This window comes from Aquimarina sp. AU474, from assembly GCF_900312815.1.
GTDB lineage: Bacteria > Bacteroidota > Bacteroidia > Flavobacteriales > Flavobacteriaceae > Aquimarina.
Genome location: NZ_OMPE01000003.1, coordinates 18,577 through 35,013, shown reverse-complemented (window position 1 = coordinate 35,013; position 16,437 = coordinate 18,577). Strand labels below are relative to the sequence as shown.

The window sequence follows — 16,437 nt, the reverse complement described above, 5'->3', positions numbered from 1 at the left end:
AATTAAAAACAAGTAACTAAAAATATGATTTTTCCCATTGTAGCATACGGTGATCCTGTATTAAAGAAAAAAGCTAAAGATATAGATAAAGAATACCCAAAACTTTCTGAGCTTATCGAAAATATGTTTGAAACCATGTATAATGCGCATGGCGTTGGATTAGCGGCTCCGCAAATTGGACTACCGATTCGATTGTTTGTTATTGATGCAGAACCTTTTTCTGAAGACGAAGAGTTGTCTGAAGAGGAGAGAGAACAATTAAAAGATTTTAAAAAGGTTTTTATTAATGCTACTATTCTTGAAGAAAAAGATGAAGAATGGGCGTTTACAGAAGGGTGCTTGAGTATTCCCGACATTCGTGAAGATGTTTTTCGTAATGAAACGATCAAGATTAAATATTTTGATGAAAATTTTGTAGAGCATACAGAAATATATGGAGGGCTTGCAGCTAGAGTAATCCAACATGAATATGATCATATCGAAGGTATTTTATTTACGGACAAGTTGTCTAGTCTAAAAAAACGTTTGATAAAAGGAAAATTGGCTAATATTTCGAAAGGGAAAGTCAATGCAGACTACAGAATGCGATTTCCATTAGCAAAAAAAGGAAGATAACTAATTTTATACATGGCAATGTTTGATTTTTTAAAACGAACTATAGATATTTGCCAACCTTGAAAATACAATATATGAGTTTAGATAAAATATTAGCAATTTCAGGAAAACCTGGTTTGTTCGAATTGAAAACACAAACCCGAAGTGGTTTTTTGGCAGAATCTTTATTGGATGGAAAAAGATTATCTGTAAGTATACGACACAATGTTAGTGTACTTAGTGAAATTGCAATCTATACATTTACAGAGGAAGTTCCGTTAAGAGAGATTTTTCAAAAAATCCAGGAAAAAGAAAATGGAGAACAAGCTATTAGTCATAAAGAATCTAAAGGTAAATTAGAAGCTTATTTTAGCGAAGTACTTCCTGATTATGATGAGGACAGGGTGTATGCCAGCGACATGAAAAAAGTGATTCAGTGGTATAATATTTTACAATCAAAAGGTATTACAGATTTTTCTGAACCTGAAGAAAGTACGGAAACTGAAGAAGAGGAATAACATATTTTTAAAACATTAATAAATCCTGTCATTCGGCGGGATTTACTTTTTACAAAAAATTAATTTCATTTTTTTAGTTGTTAATGGAATATGAATAAGTTCGTAAACATTGCATGGTTTTGAGTGCAACTTTTCAGTACTTCTTTGTATTTTTGCGCAAAATTTAAGCACAATATTAAAAATATTTAGTGTACATGGCTAATACCAAATATGTTTTTGTTACTGGAGGTGTTTCTTCTTCGTTAGGAAAAGGAATCATTGCAGCTTCTTTGGCAAAACTACTACAGGCAAGGGGGTACAGAGTTACCATTCAAAAATTAGATCCCTATATTAATGTAGATCCAGGAACATTAAACCCTTATGAACATGGTGAATGCTATGTAACTGATGATGGTGCAGAGACCGATCTTGATTTGGGTCATTATGAGCGTTTTTTGAATACGCCGACCTCTCAGGCAAACAATGTGACTACCGGAAGAATTTATCAAAGTGTTATAGAGAAAGAACGTCGTGGAGAGTTTTTAGGAAAAACGGTTCAAGTTGTTCCTCATATTACTAATGAAATCAAGGATCGAATCCAGATTTTAGGAAAAAGTGGGGACTATGATATTGTAATTACCGAAATTGGAGGTACTGTTGGTGATATAGAATCATTGCCATATATCGAAGCGGTTAGACAATTAAAATGGGAGCTTGGAGATGCTAATGCCTTGGTAATTCACTTAACATTAATACCTTACCTATCAGCTGCTGGAGAATTAAAAACAAAACCTACTCAGCATAGTGTTAAAACTCTAATGGAGAGTGGTATAAAGGCAGATGTTTTAGTATGTAGAACAGAACATGAATTATCTGATGATCTTCGTAGAAAATTAGCTCTTTTTTGTAATGTTCGACAAGAGGCGGTTATCGAATCTATAGATGCTTCGACTATTTATGATGTTCCTAATTTAATGCTTGAAGAAGGATTAGATAAAGTTGTACTAAAACAATTAGTACTTAGAGACGATAACGTTCCTAATTTAGAAAAATGGAATGACTTTTTAAAAAGACATAAGAATCCTAAACATGAAGTTACCATTGGTTTAATTGGTAAATATGTAGAATTACAGGATTCGTATAAATCTATTCTTGAAGCATTTATTCATGCTGGAGCAGAGAATGAAGTAAAGGTTAATGTCGTTAGTATCCATTCTGAATATATTGATGATACTACGATAAAAGAAAAAATTGCACATTTAGACGGAGTTCTTGTAGCGCCAGGATTTGGGGAGCGAGGAATTGAAGGAAAGATAAAAGCAGTACAATTTGCTAGAGAAAATAAATTACCCTTTTTTGGTATATGTTTAGGTATGCAAATGGCAGTTATCGAATATTCTCGAAATGTTCTTGGTTTAAAAGAAGCTTGTTCTGTTGAGGTTGATGCAAATGCAAAGCATCCCGTAATTGATTTAATGGAAGAACAAAAAAATATTACAGAAATGGGCGGAACCATGCGTTTGGGAGCATGGGATTGTCAATTAGTAGAGGGTAGTAAAGTATTCGAGGCGTATGATAAAGCATTAATTACAGAGCGTCACCGTCATCGTTATGAATATAATAATAGCTATAAAGAACAATTAGAAAAAGCTGGTCTTAGAACAACTGGAATTAATCCAAAAACTGGTTTGGTAGAGATTGTGGAGTTAAAGGACCATCCTTGGTTTGTAGGAGTACAATATCATCCCGAATATAAAAGTACAGTTGCTAATCCACACCCATTGTTTATTGCTTTTATAAAAGCTGCAGTAACGTATTCTAAAAGTGATAAAAGTGCCAAAGTGTCACAGGGATAGTGATTGGCGAGATAATTGACATTAGAAATTAGTAATATAAAATAGGTAAAGCCTTTCTGAGTGTATCAGATAAAGGCTTTTTACACATAAAGTACATGGAAGAAAAGAAATTTGATCTTAATTCGATCATTGGATTTGCACTTATTTTTGGAATTATCATATGGATGTTCTATATCAATCAACCAACTCCAGAAGAAATAGAGGCAGAAAAAGCCAAAAAAGAACAAGTCGAATCGCAGGTAAATGCTATTAAAACTGATAAAACAACTGATTTTGTAAAAGAAAGTGAAGCTATAATCGTCAATCCTCAAGATTCTGTAGCATTGGCTAATGCAAAATCTCAATTAGGAGCATTTTCATATGCTGCTAGTTTACCTTCAGCGAAAGATGATTTCACCAAAATAGAGAATGAAGTACTTAGTTTAAAGATAAATAATAGAGGAGGGTATATTTCTGAGGCATTATTGAAAAGTTTCAAAACATTTGATTCTGTACCAGTGTATCTTATTAAAGATGGTAAGAACGCTTCTCTTAATATTAATTTTGGAACTACAGATAATAGGATTTTAAATACAAAAGATCTGTTTTTCGAACCCTCAGTTACCAAGAGCGGAGACAATACTGTTTTATCCATGAAACTTAAAGTCTCTAGCACTCAATTTCTAGAGTACCGTTATGAGTTAAAACCAAATGAGTATATGATAGACTTTACCATTAGATCTCAAGGATTGCAACAAGTGATTAATGGTAGCCAAACAATTAATTTGGATTGGAAGCTACAAGGGATGAGACATGCGAAGAGCGCAAGCTATGAAAATCGCTATACCGAATTGTCGTATGAATATGATGGTGATAAAGATGATTATTTGGGGCAAGGTGAATTTGCAGATGATGATGAAGATAATATTTCTTGGGTTGCTTTTAAACAACATTTCTTTACTTCAATTCTTTTAACTGATCTTCCATTTAAAAAAGGATCTTTTACATCAAAAAATGTTGCTAGTTCAAGTGATTTGGATGATAAAGACATAAAAGTAACTAAAGAATTTTCTGCCACAATGCCTTTAGAATTACAGGGTGGAGAACTTAATTATGCTATGGATTGGTATTACGGTCCTACAGATTATAGAATTTTAAATACTTATGAGCGTAATCTTGATGAAATAGTGCCGCTAGGATGGGGGATTTTTGGAATAATTAATAAATATTTATTTATTCCATTCTTTGGTTTCTTAAGTGGTTTTCTTCCTTATGGTATTGCAATTATCGTAATGACTATTATAGTGCGTATTATTTTATCGCCTGTTACGTATAAGTCATACTTATCTCAAGCCAAAATGAAAGTTTTGCGCCCTGAAATTACAGAGATTAATGAGAAACATAAGGATAATGCAATGAAACGTCAGCAAGAGACTATGGCATTGTATGGTAAAGCAGGAGTTAATCCAATGAGTGGTTGTTTACCGGCGGTTATGCAGATACCAGTTTTCTATGCATTATTTAACTTTTTCCCAAGTGCGTTTCAATTAAGGCAAAAAAGTTTCTTGTGGGCTAGTGATTTGTCAAGTTATGATACAATTGCCGAATTACCCTTTGAAATACCTTTTTATGGTGATCACATTAGTTTGTTTCCAATTTTGGCATCTGTAGCGATATTTATCTATATGATGATGACGACTGGTCAAACTATGCAAACGCAGCAGCCCGGTATGCCTAACATGAAATTTATCATGTATTTATCACCGTTAATGATGTTATTTTTCTTTAATAACTACGCTAGTGGATTATCGTTGTATTACTTTATTTCTAATTTAATTACTATCGGAATCATGTTAGTCATTAAAAATGTAATTATTGATGATGATAAAATTCATGCAAAAATTCAAGAAAATAAAAAGAAGCCTAAAAAACAAGGTAAGTTTCAGAAAAAAATGAAGGAGTTAATGGAGCAGGCAGAACAACAAAAGAAACAACAAAATCCAAAAAAGAAGTAGCTTGTTTAATAAATAGAATATTATACAATTTGAAAAAGCTCCTTTTTAGGAGCTTTTTTGTATTTTGAAATACTTTTATATGTTTAAAAATAAAAATTGGTATACTTTTTGAAAATTACAAGCGTTGAAACAGTGTCCCAAATAATATGATTATGCGAAGTACTTTTTTATTAATTGTCTGTGTGTTTACATGTTTTTCAGTTCTTGGTCAAAAATACAATAAGTATGATGCTCAAGGAAAGAGACATGGAAAATGGCAAAAAAAATATGATAATAGTGACCAAGTAAGGTATGAAGGTACATTTAGTCACGGGAAAGAAATTGGAGAATTTAAGTTCTACAAACCAAGTAGTGGTGATGCTCCCACGGCAATAAAAACTTTCTCTAAGAATAACGATACTGTCCAAATAAAATATTTTACTCAAAAAGGAAAAATAATAAGTGAAGGTCAAATGGTGATCAAAGAGCGTACAGGGTTATGGAAATATTATCATAATGGATCTAATAAAATTATGATGACAGAGAATTACTTAGGAGGGAAATTGACAGGAGAACAACTTACGTATTTTGAAAATGGACAGCTAACAGAAAAAACAACTTTTGTTGATGGTAAAAGGCAAGGAGAAAGAGTCATGTATTCTGAAAAAGGTATAATGTTAAAAGAATTCACCTATGATAATGACCAGTTGCATGGGTATACAAAATATTATGATACTAATGGTGAACTTATTATTGAAGGAAAATATAAACGGGATCGAAAAGATGGATTATGGAAATATTATGTCGATGGTAAATTATCAGAACAAAAAATGTTTCCACTTAAGAATTGATAGTATTGATTTATGATATAAGGGTATAGATAAAACCATAAAGCAATACATTAGTGTTGCTTTTTTTATTTAGTACTTTTGCAAAAAATAATATAGAGCCAGATTACAGGTTCTGAAAAATAAAGGAGTTTTTTTGATGAAGAGAGTAATTGTAGGCCTTTCTGGAGGAGTAGATTCTAGTGTTGCAGCATACCTTTTAAAGGAGCAAGGGTATGAGGTTATTGGTTTATTTATGAAAAATTGGCATGATGATTCGGTAACAATTTCTGATGAGTGCCCTTGGCTAGACGATAGTAATGATGCTCTATTAGTGGCAGAGAAGTTAGGTATTCCCTTTCAAACTGTTGATCTTAGTGAGGAGTATAAAGAACGTATTGTTGATTATATGTTTAACGAATACGAAAAAGGACGTACTCCTAATCCTGATGTACTTTGTAATCGTGAGATTAAATTTGATGTATTTCTTAAAATTGCTTTGTCCCTAGGAGCAGATTATGTAGCCACTGGTCACTATTGTAGAAAAGATACTATTGTAAAAGAAGGAAAAGAAATACATAGATTATTGGCTGGGAAAGATCCAAATAAAGATCAATCATATTTCTTGTGCCAATTATCACAAGAACAATTAGCTAAGACTTTGTTTCCTGTAGGGGAGTTGTTAAAACCAAAAGTTAGAGAAATTGCTGCTACTCAAAATTTGGTTACAGCAGATAAAAAAGATTCACAGGGATTGTGTTTTATTGGTAAAGTTCGTTTGCCAGAATTTCTTCAACAAAAATTGCTGCCAAAACAAGGAGACATTATAGAGATACCATCTTCTGAAGAGAAGTATGCACGCGTGGTTCCTGAATTTTCTTCGAAAAAAGAGGAATTAGAATTTCTTTCTACCAAATATAAATACAATAGTAGTGAAGGGAAAATAGTTGGTAAGCATCAAGGAGCACATTATTATACAAAAGGACAACGTAAAGGCTTAGGTGTTGGTGGAACACCAGAACCTCTTTTTGTAATCGAAACCGATGTTGTGTCTAATGTAATTTATACAGGGCAAGGTAAAAAACATCCGGGTTTATATAGAAAAGCATTATTCATTTCACAAGAAGAATTACATTGGGTAAGAAAAGATCTTAAATTAAATGTTGACGAAGAACTTAATGTAATGGCCAAAATTAGATATAGGCAACCATTAGATAAAGCTACTTTGTATATGGTAGATTCGGGAATGTATATTGTCTTTGAGAAAGATCAAAGCGCGATTACCGAAGGTCAATTTGTTGCTTGGTATATTGATGATGAATTAGTGGGGTCTGGAGTAATTTCGTAACTTGTCCTCATTATTTAATATTCACTTCATAAAGATTTTTTTCAATTAATGAACACCATTAAAAATCTGTTTAACATCCAATACCCGATTATTCAAGGAGGAATGATATGGGCAAGTGGTTGGAAATTAGCTAGCGCCGTAAGTAATGCAGGAGGATTAGGACTTATTGGTTCAGGGTCGATGTATCCTGATGTTTTAAAAGAACATATACAAAAGTGTAAAGAGGCTACAAATAAACCTTTTGGAGTCAATATCCCGATGTTGTACCCTAATCTCGAAGAAATTATTAAAATAATTATTGACGAAGGCGTTAAGATTGTTTTTACATCTGCGGGTAATCCTAAAACTTATACAAAATATCTCAAGGATCATGGTATTACAGTAGTTCATGTGGTAAGTAGTCTAAAATTTGCTTTAAAAGCACAAGATGCTGGAGTAGATGCTATTGTTGCCGAAGGTTTTGAGGCTGGAGGTCATAATGGTAGAGATGAAACTACTACACTTGCACTAATCCCAATGGTTAAAGAAAAAATAAACATTCCTTTGATCGCAGCAGGAGGAATAGCAATAGGTGCTTCTATGTATGCAGTAATGGCTTTAGGAGCAGATGGTGTACAAGTGGGTAGTCGTTTTGTGGCGAGTAACGAGGCTTCCTCTCATATGGATTTTAAAAAAATGGTAGTCGAAGCTCAAGAAGGAGCGACTCAACTTACTTTAAAAGAACTGGCACCAGTTCGTTTGTTGAAAAATAAGTTTTATGAGGATGTAACGGCATTATATGCCAAAGGACCATCGGTAGAAGAACTTAAGACATTATTGGGACGAGCCAGAGCAAAACGAGGAATGTTTGAAGGAGATCTAGTTGAAGGGGAGCTAGAAATTGGTCAGGTTTCAGGGTTAATCCATGATATTAAACCGGCCGCCGCAATAGTAAATGATATGATTTCCGAGTTTTATACTACAAAAAATAGAATGGAAAAGCTTTCTATTTAAATATTTATGATGAATTCTAGAGAAGATCAATTAAGAGCATTTGATAGGTTATTGACCATAATGAATGAATTACGGGAACAATGCCCATGGGATAAAAAACAAACGTTACAATCCTTAAGACATCTAACTATTGAAGAAACCTATGAGTTAGGAGATGCTATTTTGGATAATGATCTAAATGAAATCAAAAATGAATTAGGGGATTTATTATTACATATCGTTTTTTACGCTAAGATTGGAAGTGAAACTAATAATTTTGATATCGCTGACGTAGCTAATGCCATCTGTGAAAAACTAATAAATAGACACCCACATATCTACGCAGATGTTAAAGTCAATAACGAAGAGGATGTAAAACGTAATTGGGAAAACCTAAAACTTAAAGAAGGAAAGAAAAGTGTCTTAGAAGGAGTTCCTAAATCGCTTCCTGCTTTAGTAAAAGCAAGTAGAATACAAGATAAAGTAGCAGGTGTAGGGTTTGATTGGGAAGAGCCACATCAGGTTTTTGAAAAACTTAAAGAAGAACTAGAAGAACTGCAACATGAAATAAATGTACAGGATCAGGATAAAATCGAATCCGAGTTTGGGGACGTTCTATTTTCAATGATTAACTACGCGAGATTTCTTGACATAAATCCAGAGGATGCCCTGGAACGCACGAATAAAAAATTTATAAAAAGATTTCAATACCTTGAAGAAAAAGCAAAAGAAAACAATAAAAGCTTAAAAGATATGACCTTGTCAGAAATGGATGTTTTTTGGGAAGAAGCTAAAAAAATATAGTTTATAAGCTTGTAAATGATTTGTAACATATAAAATCACCCATCAATACAAATAGTGTTCGATGGGTGATTTGGTATATATTAGAGTGTGATCTCAGTTAAATTTTATAGCTAATGTTTTACTATTTTTGCTACTTGATCATGACCATCTATGGTAACTCTGCAAAAATAGATTCCTGATGCTTTTAACATAGAATCATTATCCAATTTAAAGATATGGTCACCTTTATTTACAACCGAATCATAAACTATTTCTGTAACACTATAAAGGTTGGTGATTTCTATTAAAATAGTACTGCTTTTCTTTTCTGTATGCCATTGTATAACAGAATTCTTTGTTATAGGATTAGGTGTAATAAGCACTTTAGATGACACGTTATTAATGTTTATTCTCGCATCGCTAGGTCTAATATCGCTCCATGTACCGTTGTAATACCAGCCATCTCCACATCTATTAAGATCTATGCTGTGTAGAAATAAGAATCTTTATTTTTCGAAAATGATTAGGTCGCTTTTTATTTCGATTGCTTTAAACCCAAATTTGGCTGCAATCCAATTTAAGGCATCATTAGAATAGAAAAATACATGTGTTGGATCATTTTTATACCACCATGACTTAAAATTTATAGAAGAATTGTAGATGTTGGTTTTGCAATACAAAACCCCATTTGGTTTCAATAAAGAGTATAGGAGTTTAAACTCTTTTTGCGGATAAAAAAAATGCTCAATAACCTCACAGCATACAATGTAATCGTATGTTGTTTTTAAAGCATTTGTATTGGGGTCAAAAAAAGGATCATAAGTAGTAATCTTATATCCTTCTTTTCTTAAAAGTGAAGTGATTACAGGTCCGCTTCCTGAACCAAAATCTAATCCATTGTGATTGGGATCAAATACTTCTAATACAGAATTAACAATAGGTAATGCAAATTTTTGATAACCAGAATCATTTATATCATTGTCATGAAGCTGATATCGATTTTTCTCATCCTTGGCAGAGAGAAAATTATTTGGATCCAAAGAAATCCCTTTACATACAGTACAGTTGAAATATTTTCTTGCCTGTATTTCAGAAAACTCTTCAACTTCTGAAGCGCAAAGGGAACACTGCATTAGATTTACAATTGTTTAATCTTAATGAGTTTGGCTTTCCAGACCTCTAGGCTTTCTTTGTGTTTTTCGATGTTTTGCATTACTTCTTTTACCAAAGGATTGTCATCTTTGGCATTCTTAAAGAATTGAAGATTGTTTTCTAATTGACGAATCTCACTTTTAACATCATCTATTTTTTTACGTATGAAACTTTGTTCATTTCTTAAAGCTCTATCATCACTTTGGTTGGATAGAGAGCTTAATTTGTTTTCATACTTGATCATTTCTGTGTCTTTACGACTTAAATTAAGTTGTTTAAAAAGACCATCTAGTACTTTGTTGTATTCGGATTCTATATTTTTCTTTTTATAAGGAACCCTACCCAATGTTTTCCATCTAGCAATATTTTCCTTTATAACAGCCAAATCAGTTTCCGGATCGCCAGAAAGTTCTAAAGCAGTTAGAGCTTCTATATGGGCTTGTTTTTTTTCTAGAGAGACTATTTCTTCCTTATTAGCTTCATTTCTCTCGGCATGCAATCGATCAAAATACCCATTACAGGCATCCTTAAATCTTTTCCATATTCTATCACTATCTTTTCTTGGTACATGACCGATTTTTTTCCAATCAGATTGAATCCTTTTCATTAAAGGCGTAGTGGTAGCTAAGTCTTCATTATCCTTATTGTCTTCGGCAATTTTGATAAGCTCCATTTTCTTATTCAGGTTATCAAACTGCTCTTTTTTAAGGTTTTTATAAAATCCATTTTTGTTGCGATTAAAATCTCTTACAGCCGATTTGAACTCACTCCAAGTCTTTTCATTTACACTAGATGGCACTTTACCAGCTTTGAAGAATTCTTCTCTTAAACTCTCTATTTCTTTGATTTTTTGTTGCCATCCACTATGATTACTTGGTCGGTCCCCAGCTACATTAATAATCTTACTAATGATTTCTTTTTTGATCTCTAGATTTACCTCGTATACTTTATCTTGTTCCTTAAAGTATTTTTGGCGATTTTCATGAATTTGTCGAGTTAATTCACTAAATTTTTCCCATATAGGCTCTCTATATTCTTTACCCACAGGCCCTAGATCTTCTTTCCACATTTTGTGAAGCAACTGCAATTCTCTAAAAGCTCTGTTAACATCTGTCTCTTGCGCCAGCTCAGTAGCCCGCTCAATAATTTTTAATTTCTGTTCTAGATTGTGTTTAAAATCTAAATCTCTAAACTCTCTATTTAGATGTAAGAAATCATAGAAGTTTTCGGTATGATGATGATAAGTGTTCCAAACCGTATTATATTTATCTCGAGGGATCGGCCCTGCATTACGCCACCTTTCTTGAATACTTTTGAAATGATTATAAGTAGTATTGATATTCTCATCTACATTAAGAAGACCTTTTAATTCTTCAATTAATTCTAGTCTTCTTGTCAGGTTTTCTTGTAGATCTTTTTTTAGATTTTGGTAATAGGCATTACGCTTCTCTTTATAATCAAAATATACAGAATTAAATTCTTTTTTTACTGGAGTAGAATAATAAAAATCAATTATATCGCCACCATCCGCAAGAAACTCTTCCTTTTTCTGTTCAACCTCTTCATTAAATTTTTCATTAAACTCACTTCTAATTTCATCTACATGTTCTTTAATAGCTTGTACCTTTTCAACCCGAATTAGATCACGAAGCTCTTTGATAAGCTCTTCCTTAGACATGGCATGATAATCTTTCTTTTCTATGTCATGACGCTCAATTGTAGTTTCATCTTCACTATGTTCTGCAACTGCTTCATCCATTTGACTCTGAACATGGTCACCCTCTCCAGAAGTTTCTTCAGGATTAGTTTCTTTAGTAGCCTCGGTGCTTTGAGAATCGGGCTCCGTTTTGAGTTCTTCTGTAGTTTCTTCGGTTATTTCAACAGGTTCTGGTGCATCGGTATTAGTGTCTGATACATTAGTTTTTTGTTGATCATCTACATTAGAACTCTCTGATTTTTTATCTAAAGTTTCTAGTTTATTTTCCTTTTCTCCATCTGCTTTTGGCAGGTTATCCAGTGTTGACATTATGTGAACGTTTATGTTTGTCTGAGCTTAATCTAAGACTAAGATACTAACATATTAGAAAACCTCAAAGGGATTAGAGGGATTTAGGATTTACTTAAAGGTAATTTAAGTAAGAATTTTATGACAAATTGTAAGTGGATTAACTATTCCAGATTTCCCAAGCTTTTTCTGCTTGTAGGATTAACATTTGCAATCCATTAGAAACTTTTGCCCCTTTTTCTGTTCCTTTTTTCATGAAAACGGTTTCATTTGGATTGTATATCAAATCATATAATACATGATTTTTGGTAATATATTCATACGGAATGTTCGGATAATTTTCTACGTTTGGATGTGTTCCTAAGGGAGTACAATTAACAATTAATTTGTATTCATTAATGATGTCCTCGTCAAGCTCACTGTAATTTAATTCATTAAAATCCGGATTTCTAGAAACAAATGTATAGTCAATTTTTAATCGATTTAAAGAATAAGCAATCGCTTTTGAAGCGCCACCTGTTCCTAGTATTAAGGCTTTTTTTATATTAGGATTAAGAAGAGGTTTTAAGGATTCACTAAAACCATAATAATCACTGTTATATCCTATAAGTTCATGTTCATTTTTAAATTTAATAACATTAACAGCCCCTATTTCTTTAGCTATCGGATCCAGTTCATCTAAAAGAGCAATAACTTCTTCTTTATAGGGTATCGTTACATTAAGACCAGCTGTATTTTTTTGATTAATTATAGTTTTTAACTCATCAATTTGCTTAAGATCAAAGTTTTTATATACACAGTCTAAGTTTTCTTTTTCGAATTTATCCGAAAAAAAACCTCTAGAAAATGAATACCCGATATGTTTACCCAAAAGGCCGTATACTTTTGTCATTTTGAAGTTTTGATTGTTCTTTTTCCGTACCATTCTAACCATAATATTACGCCAATACCAACAAGTATAAAAAATATGCCAATATACGTTTCGAGTGAGGTTATATCTGGCCAATAACGATCGTAATTATCTAAAATTGGATTTCCTAATGCATCAATAAGCCTATTCCCATAAGAATCGAGTTTATACATTTTAATTTTCCATGGCCATACAACACCTAACGAACCCGTTATAAAACCAATTATAGAAGCAAAAGTTGCTGTTTTATATCTTTTTAACACATATCCCAAAAAATGAGATAATGTAACTAAACCTGTTAATGAGCCTATACTAAATACAACCAATACTTTTAATAATCTTATTCTTTTAGTATTATCAATAAAAGAAAAATCCCAGCGTATTAAATCGGCTATAGTATCATATAATGCATTTACAGAATCTACTAAAAGAAGAACATAATTTCCTAAAAGAATTAAAATGAAAGAACCTGATAATCCTGGTAAAGTCATTCCTGATACTCCAACAATTCCACAAAAAAAGACAAAAATTAAGTTGTCATTTTCTTTGGCTGGATCTAATAGGCTAATACTGATCCCTGCAATAGTGCCTAGGGTAATTAAACAAATGTTTCTTTTGCTCCAATCATCAAAATCTTTTATGATATAATAAATTGAGCCTAGGATCATGCCAAAAAAAGATGCCCAAACATATAATTCGTAATGAATAATTAAATAATCAAGAATTTTTGAAACACTAAAATAACTTATGAGCATACCAAGAATTAGTAGCCCGAGAAATCTACCATTAATATATCGCCAGAAACTTTTAAACCTAAAATTTATGAAAAGCTTAAAAGCTTTAAAGTTTACTTTTTGAAGTGAATAAATAAACTCTTCATAAAAACCTGCTACAAAAGCTACTACACCTCCTGAAACCCCAGGAACTTTATTAGCTGCGCCCATCGCTAAACCTTTGATAATCAGAAAAATTCTATCGGTAAAAGTTCGGGTACTTTGTTGCATAAATTAGTCTGCTTTTTTCACGGCAAGGCGTTCTAATATAAGAATTAATAAAAAACCTATCGCTACAAAGAGTAATACCCATAGTATTTTGGTGTCACCATCAAAGTGATTGGGTAGAATACTCTTTTCGACAAAAGGTACTTTTAAACCTTCAGAATTTGTTCTCCATGATAAGACCTTTTTCCATGGCCAAAGCTTATTCAAAGAACCAACCATAAATCCAGTAAGTATGGCTAGTGTAATATTTTTATGTTTTTTAAACATCCAATTCAAGACTTTAGAAAACAATTTTAATCCAGTTATGGCACCAATGGCGATAAGAGATAGTTTGATGATTACTTGAAATAATATGTCAAAGTCTAGATTAATTAATCCTTCTCTGAATTGATTGAGAATATCAATAAAGGTTTGATAAGCTCCAAGAATTAATAAAATAAATGCTCCGGAGACTCCTGGTAAAATCATTGCGATTATGGCGATAAACCCACAAAAAATGAGGTACCAATTACTATCTGGAGAGGCTAGGGGCTCTGCTATTGTTATGAAATAGGAGACTATAGCGGCTATTACGATACCGATCCATACTTTTAGATTCCAAGATGTGATTTGTTTTCCTATGTATACTATACTTGCTAGAACGAGACCAAAGAAAAACCCCCAAAGTAATAGAGGCTCATTATGCAAAAGCCATTTTATAAGTTTGGCTAGAGATAATATACTAATAGCAATACCTAGAAATAAAGTAGCTAAAAAAGAGAGGTTATATTTTTTCCAAGAATTTAAAAAGCCTTCTTTTTTCCAAGTAGAAAAGAAAGAAAAACCTAATGTATTGATGGTTTCGATTAGCTCTTCATATATTCCTGATATAAAGGCTATAGTACCGCCAGATACTCCTGGTACTACATCTGCAGCACCCATAGCAAGCCCTTTTATCGAAATAACCAGGTAGTCCTTAAGACCTCTTTGCATTTCTATTGTTTTTTGATGTTTATGATCAAAAACAAATGTATGCATTTTTGAAAAGACTCAAGGTAGAAAAAAATGAGTCTTTTGATTAATTATTTATATTCTAAGATTATATTTTTTACCAAAGTAAGATTAAAGACTTTTTCAAAAAGTTCTTCTAAAACAATATGATATTCATAATCTAGTTCAAGAGCTTTTCTAATGTGATACTCACCTTTTTCATAATCTTGGTTTTCATAATATAATCCAGCCAATCTATATTGTACCTCGGCATTATCGGGATAAAACTCTATAGCTTGAAATAAATTTTGGATCGCAGCATTTGACTCTCCTAGAAACCTTAAGATATCTGATCTATTTAACCAGGTTTCTAATTCATAATTACCAAGTTCTAATGCTTTACGATATCCTCGTTCTGCTTCTTCAAAAAAAGCGAGTTTATTATTTATTTTCGCATAGCGTTTCCAATATAAAACGTTTTCACTATCTATATTTATCGCTTTATTAGTGTAGTATAAAGCTTTTTGATAATTACGTTTACGCATATAATAATCCGTAATAGCAATCCACCCTTTGTCTAATAGGGGATCTTCATGCACGGTTTTTGAGTAATGTTGAATCGCTAGATCATCATTTCCTAATCTTTCAAAACATTTTCCTATTCTAAGTAAAGCAAAAGAAGTAGGGTCATCTAACTCTAAGGTAATTCTATAGTTTTCTATAGCTTCATTATATCGTTTTAATTTTTCTAACACTTTTCCTTTCTCAAGGTATGCTCCTATAAAATACTCATCACTTATGATAGCAAATTCAAAAGCAGCTAAGGCTTTTTCATATTCTTTTAAATCAAAATATTGTTTTCCTACTTGATGCCATGCAACTTCGCAATACGGATTTTTATTAAGAAACATATTTAGATACTCAATAGCTTCTTCGTGTTGTTCTAAAAAATCAAAACAATAAATCACATTATATAGTGCTGAGTAATCTTGATCATCTGTTTCTAGACACCTCATAAAGTTGACTTTGGCATTTTCAAAATCATCCATGAACAGATATTCCATGCCAATGAGTGAATATACATCAGCAGGATCATTTGTGTATCCCAAAGCTGTAGTCAACAGTTCTATCGCTTGAACATGACTATTTTGTTTAGAAAGTATATTGGCTTTTTGGATATATATTTCTTCATTCTCAGGTTCGATAGCGTGTAATTGTGCCAATAAACCATCTGCTTTGTCCAAACGATCTTCAAATACCAATACTTCTACTTGTAATAATTTTAAATTTACAGAAGAAGGATGTTGCGAAAGGCCTAAAGAAATAGCCTTTTTGGCTTTGGCAATCTTTCCGTTTTCTAAATAATGATGAATGATAGATTCAAACTCATCAGAATCAAAAAACTTAACATCATTGGATCTCAGCATAGACTCGTATCGAGTAATTGAGAAATTATGTTCTTCTTCTTCGTGGTTAAATTTCATACACGTTGATTAAAGATGCTCAATAAATCTTGATAGTAGTAATGTAACACTCTTTCTGTTTTCCCC

Annotated in this window: 15 protein-coding genes; 8 read left to right on the top strand and 7 right to left on the bottom strand. The window is 32.3% G+C overall.

The genetic code is table 11. The features are described from left to right. The first annotated feature begins 24 nt into the window (after window positions 1-24). The 8 genes from def to mazG all read left to right on the top strand — a co-directional run bounded on the left by def (window position 25) and on the right by mazG (window position 8,871). Window positions 25-615, top strand: coding sequence for a peptide deformylase (gene def / locus DK508_RS00460; protein ID WP_109298769.1), 591 nt, complete (start codon window positions 25-27; stop codon window positions 613-615). Window positions 616-689: 74 nt separating this feature from the next. Continuing rightward, on the top strand, window positions 690-1,112 hold the full coding sequence (locus tag DK508_RS00455) for a DUF5606 domain-containing protein (protein ID WP_109298768.1): 423 nt from the start codon (window positions 690-692) through the stop codon (window positions 1,110-1,112). A gap of 194 nt (window positions 1,113-1,306) precedes the next feature. After that, the gene (locus DK508_RS00450) at window positions 1,307-2,947 is read left to right on the top strand and encodes a CTP synthase (RefSeq protein WP_109298767.1); all 1,641 of its coding nucleotides are present in this window, start codon (window positions 1,307-1,309) and stop codon (window positions 2,945-2,947) included. A gap of 95 nt (window positions 2,948-3,042) precedes the next feature. Beyond that, a complete protein-coding gene (gene yidC, locus DK508_RS00445) occupies window positions 3,043-4,941 on the top strand; it encodes a membrane protein insertase YidC (RefSeq protein ID WP_109298766.1) in 1,899 nt (632 codons plus the stop codon). A gap of 152 nt (window positions 4,942-5,093) precedes the next feature. Beyond that, window positions 5,094-5,771 carry a toxin-antitoxin system YwqK family antitoxin gene (locus DK508_RS00440; protein ID WP_160114502.1) on the top strand — a complete coding sequence of 226 codons (678 nt, stop codon included), beginning with the start codon at window positions 5,094-5,096 and terminating at the stop codon, window positions 5,769-5,771. Between the two features lie 136 nt (window positions 5,772-5,907). Then, window positions 5,908-7,095 carry a tRNA 2-thiouridine(34) synthase MnmA gene (mnmA, locus tag DK508_RS00435; RefSeq protein WP_109298764.1) on the top strand — a complete coding sequence of 396 codons (1,188 nt, stop codon included), beginning with the start codon at window positions 5,908-5,910 and terminating at the stop codon, window positions 7,093-7,095. Window positions 7,096-7,143: 48 nt separating this feature from the next. Next, on the top strand, window positions 7,144-8,088 hold the full coding sequence (locus tag DK508_RS00430; protein ID WP_109298763.1) for a nitronate monooxygenase family protein: 945 nt from the start codon (window positions 7,144-7,146) through the stop codon (window positions 8,086-8,088). A gap of 9 nt (window positions 8,089-8,097) precedes the next feature. Next, window positions 8,098-8,871 carry a nucleoside triphosphate pyrophosphohydrolase gene (mazG, locus tag DK508_RS00425; RefSeq protein WP_109298927.1) on the top strand — a complete coding sequence of 258 codons (774 nt, stop codon included), beginning with the start codon at window positions 8,098-8,100 and terminating at the stop codon, window positions 8,869-8,871. A 110-nt stretch (window positions 8,872-8,981) separates the two neighbouring features. Here mazG and DK508_RS00420 read toward each other — a convergent pair whose 3' ends face one another. The 7 genes from DK508_RS00420 to DK508_RS00390 all read right to left on the bottom strand — a co-directional run bounded on the left by DK508_RS00420 (window position 8,982) and on the right by DK508_RS00390 (window position 16,371). Then, on the bottom strand, window positions 8,982-9,245 hold the full coding sequence (locus tag DK508_RS00420; protein ID WP_160114501.1) for a T9SS type A sorting domain-containing protein: 264 nt from the start codon (window positions 9,243-9,245) through the stop codon (window positions 8,982-8,984). Between the two features lie 111 nt (window positions 9,246-9,356). After that, on the bottom strand, window positions 9,357-9,983 hold the full coding sequence (locus tag DK508_RS00415; RefSeq protein ID WP_109298761.1) for a class I SAM-dependent methyltransferase: 627 nt from the start codon (window positions 9,981-9,983) through the stop codon (window positions 9,357-9,359). 5 nt (window positions 9,984-9,988) lie between these two features. Beyond that, complete coding sequence (locus tag DK508_RS00410) at window positions 9,989-12,028, bottom strand: DUF349 domain-containing protein (protein WP_109298760.1); 2,040 nt, start codon at window positions 12,026-12,028, stop codon at window positions 9,989-9,991. A gap of 139 nt (window positions 12,029-12,167) precedes the next feature. Continuing rightward, on the bottom strand, window positions 12,168-12,899 hold the full coding sequence (locus DK508_RS00405) for a shikimate dehydrogenase (RefSeq protein WP_109298926.1): 732 nt from the start codon (window positions 12,897-12,899) through the stop codon (window positions 12,168-12,170). Next, the gene (locus DK508_RS00400; protein ID WP_235016235.1) at window positions 12,896-13,921 is read right to left on the bottom strand and encodes a DUF368 domain-containing protein; all 1,026 of its coding nucleotides are present in this window, start codon (window positions 13,919-13,921) and stop codon (window positions 12,896-12,898) included. Before DK508_RS00400 ends, DK508_RS00405 begins: the two co-directional genes overlap by 4 nt. A gap of 3 nt (window positions 13,922-13,924) precedes the next feature. Further along, the gene (locus DK508_RS00395) at window positions 13,925-14,890 is read right to left on the bottom strand and encodes a DUF368 domain-containing protein (protein ID WP_109298924.1); all 966 of its coding nucleotides are present in this window, start codon (window positions 14,888-14,890) and stop codon (window positions 13,925-13,927) included. A gap of 89 nt (window positions 14,891-14,979) precedes the next feature. Beyond that, window positions 14,980-16,371: a tetratricopeptide repeat protein gene (locus DK508_RS00390; protein WP_109298759.1), complete on the bottom strand. Its 1,392-nt coding sequence runs from the start codon at window positions 16,369-16,371 to the stop codon at window positions 14,980-14,982. Window positions 16,372-16,437 lie beyond the last annotated feature (66 nt).

What these genes read in the sequence shown, in the direction of transcription:
- DK508_RS00415 (WP_109298761.1), bottom strand. Translation starts at nt 9,983, where the DNA reads ATGCAGTGTTCCCTTTGCGCTTCAGAAGTTGAAGAGTTTTCTGAAATA.
- DK508_RS00430 (WP_109298763.1), top strand. Translation starts at nt 7,144, where the DNA reads ATGAACACCATTAAAAATCTGTTTAACATCCAATACCCGATTATTCAA.
- DK508_RS00455 (WP_109298768.1), top strand. Translation starts at nt 690, where the DNA reads ATGAGTTTAGATAAAATATTAGCAATTTCAGGAAAACCTGGTTTGTTC.
- mazG (WP_109298927.1), top strand. Translation starts at nt 8,098, where the DNA reads ATGAATTCTAGAGAAGATCAATTAAGAGCATTTGATAGGTTATTGACC.
- DK508_RS00395 (WP_109298924.1), bottom strand. Translation starts at nt 14,890, where the DNA reads ATGCAAAGAGGTCTTAAGGACTACCTGGTTATTTCGATAAAAGGGCTT.
- DK508_RS00390 (WP_109298759.1), bottom strand. Translation starts at nt 16,371, where the DNA reads ATGAAATTTAACCACGAAGAAGAAGAACATAATTTCTCAATTACTCGA.
- mnmA (WP_109298764.1), top strand. Translation starts at nt 5,908, where the DNA reads ATGAAGAGAGTAATTGTAGGCCTTTCTGGAGGAGTAGATTCTAGTGTT.
- DK508_RS00400 (WP_235016235.1), bottom strand. Translation starts at nt 13,921, where the DNA reads ATGCAACAAAGTACCCGAACTTTTACCGATAGAATTTTTCTGATTATC.
- DK508_RS00450 (WP_109298767.1), top strand. Translation starts at nt 1,307, where the DNA reads ATGGCTAATACCAAATATGTTTTTGTTACTGGAGGTGTTTCTTCTTCG.
- DK508_RS00405 (WP_109298926.1), bottom strand. Translation starts at nt 12,899, where the DNA reads ATGACAAAAGTATACGGCCTTTTGGGTAAACATATCGGGTATTCATTT.
- def (WP_109298769.1), top strand. Translation starts at nt 25, where the DNA reads ATGATTTTTCCCATTGTAGCATACGGTGATCCTGTATTAAAGAAAAAA.
- yidC (WP_109298766.1), top strand. Translation starts at nt 3,043, where the DNA reads ATGGAAGAAAAGAAATTTGATCTTAATTCGATCATTGGATTTGCACTT.
- DK508_RS00410 (WP_109298760.1), bottom strand. Translation starts at nt 12,028, where the DNA reads ATGTCAACACTGGATAACCTGCCAAAAGCAGATGGAGAAAAGGAAAAT.
- DK508_RS00440 (WP_160114502.1), top strand. Translation starts at nt 5,094, where the DNA reads ATGCGAAGTACTTTTTTATTAATTGTCTGTGTGTTTACATGTTTTTCA.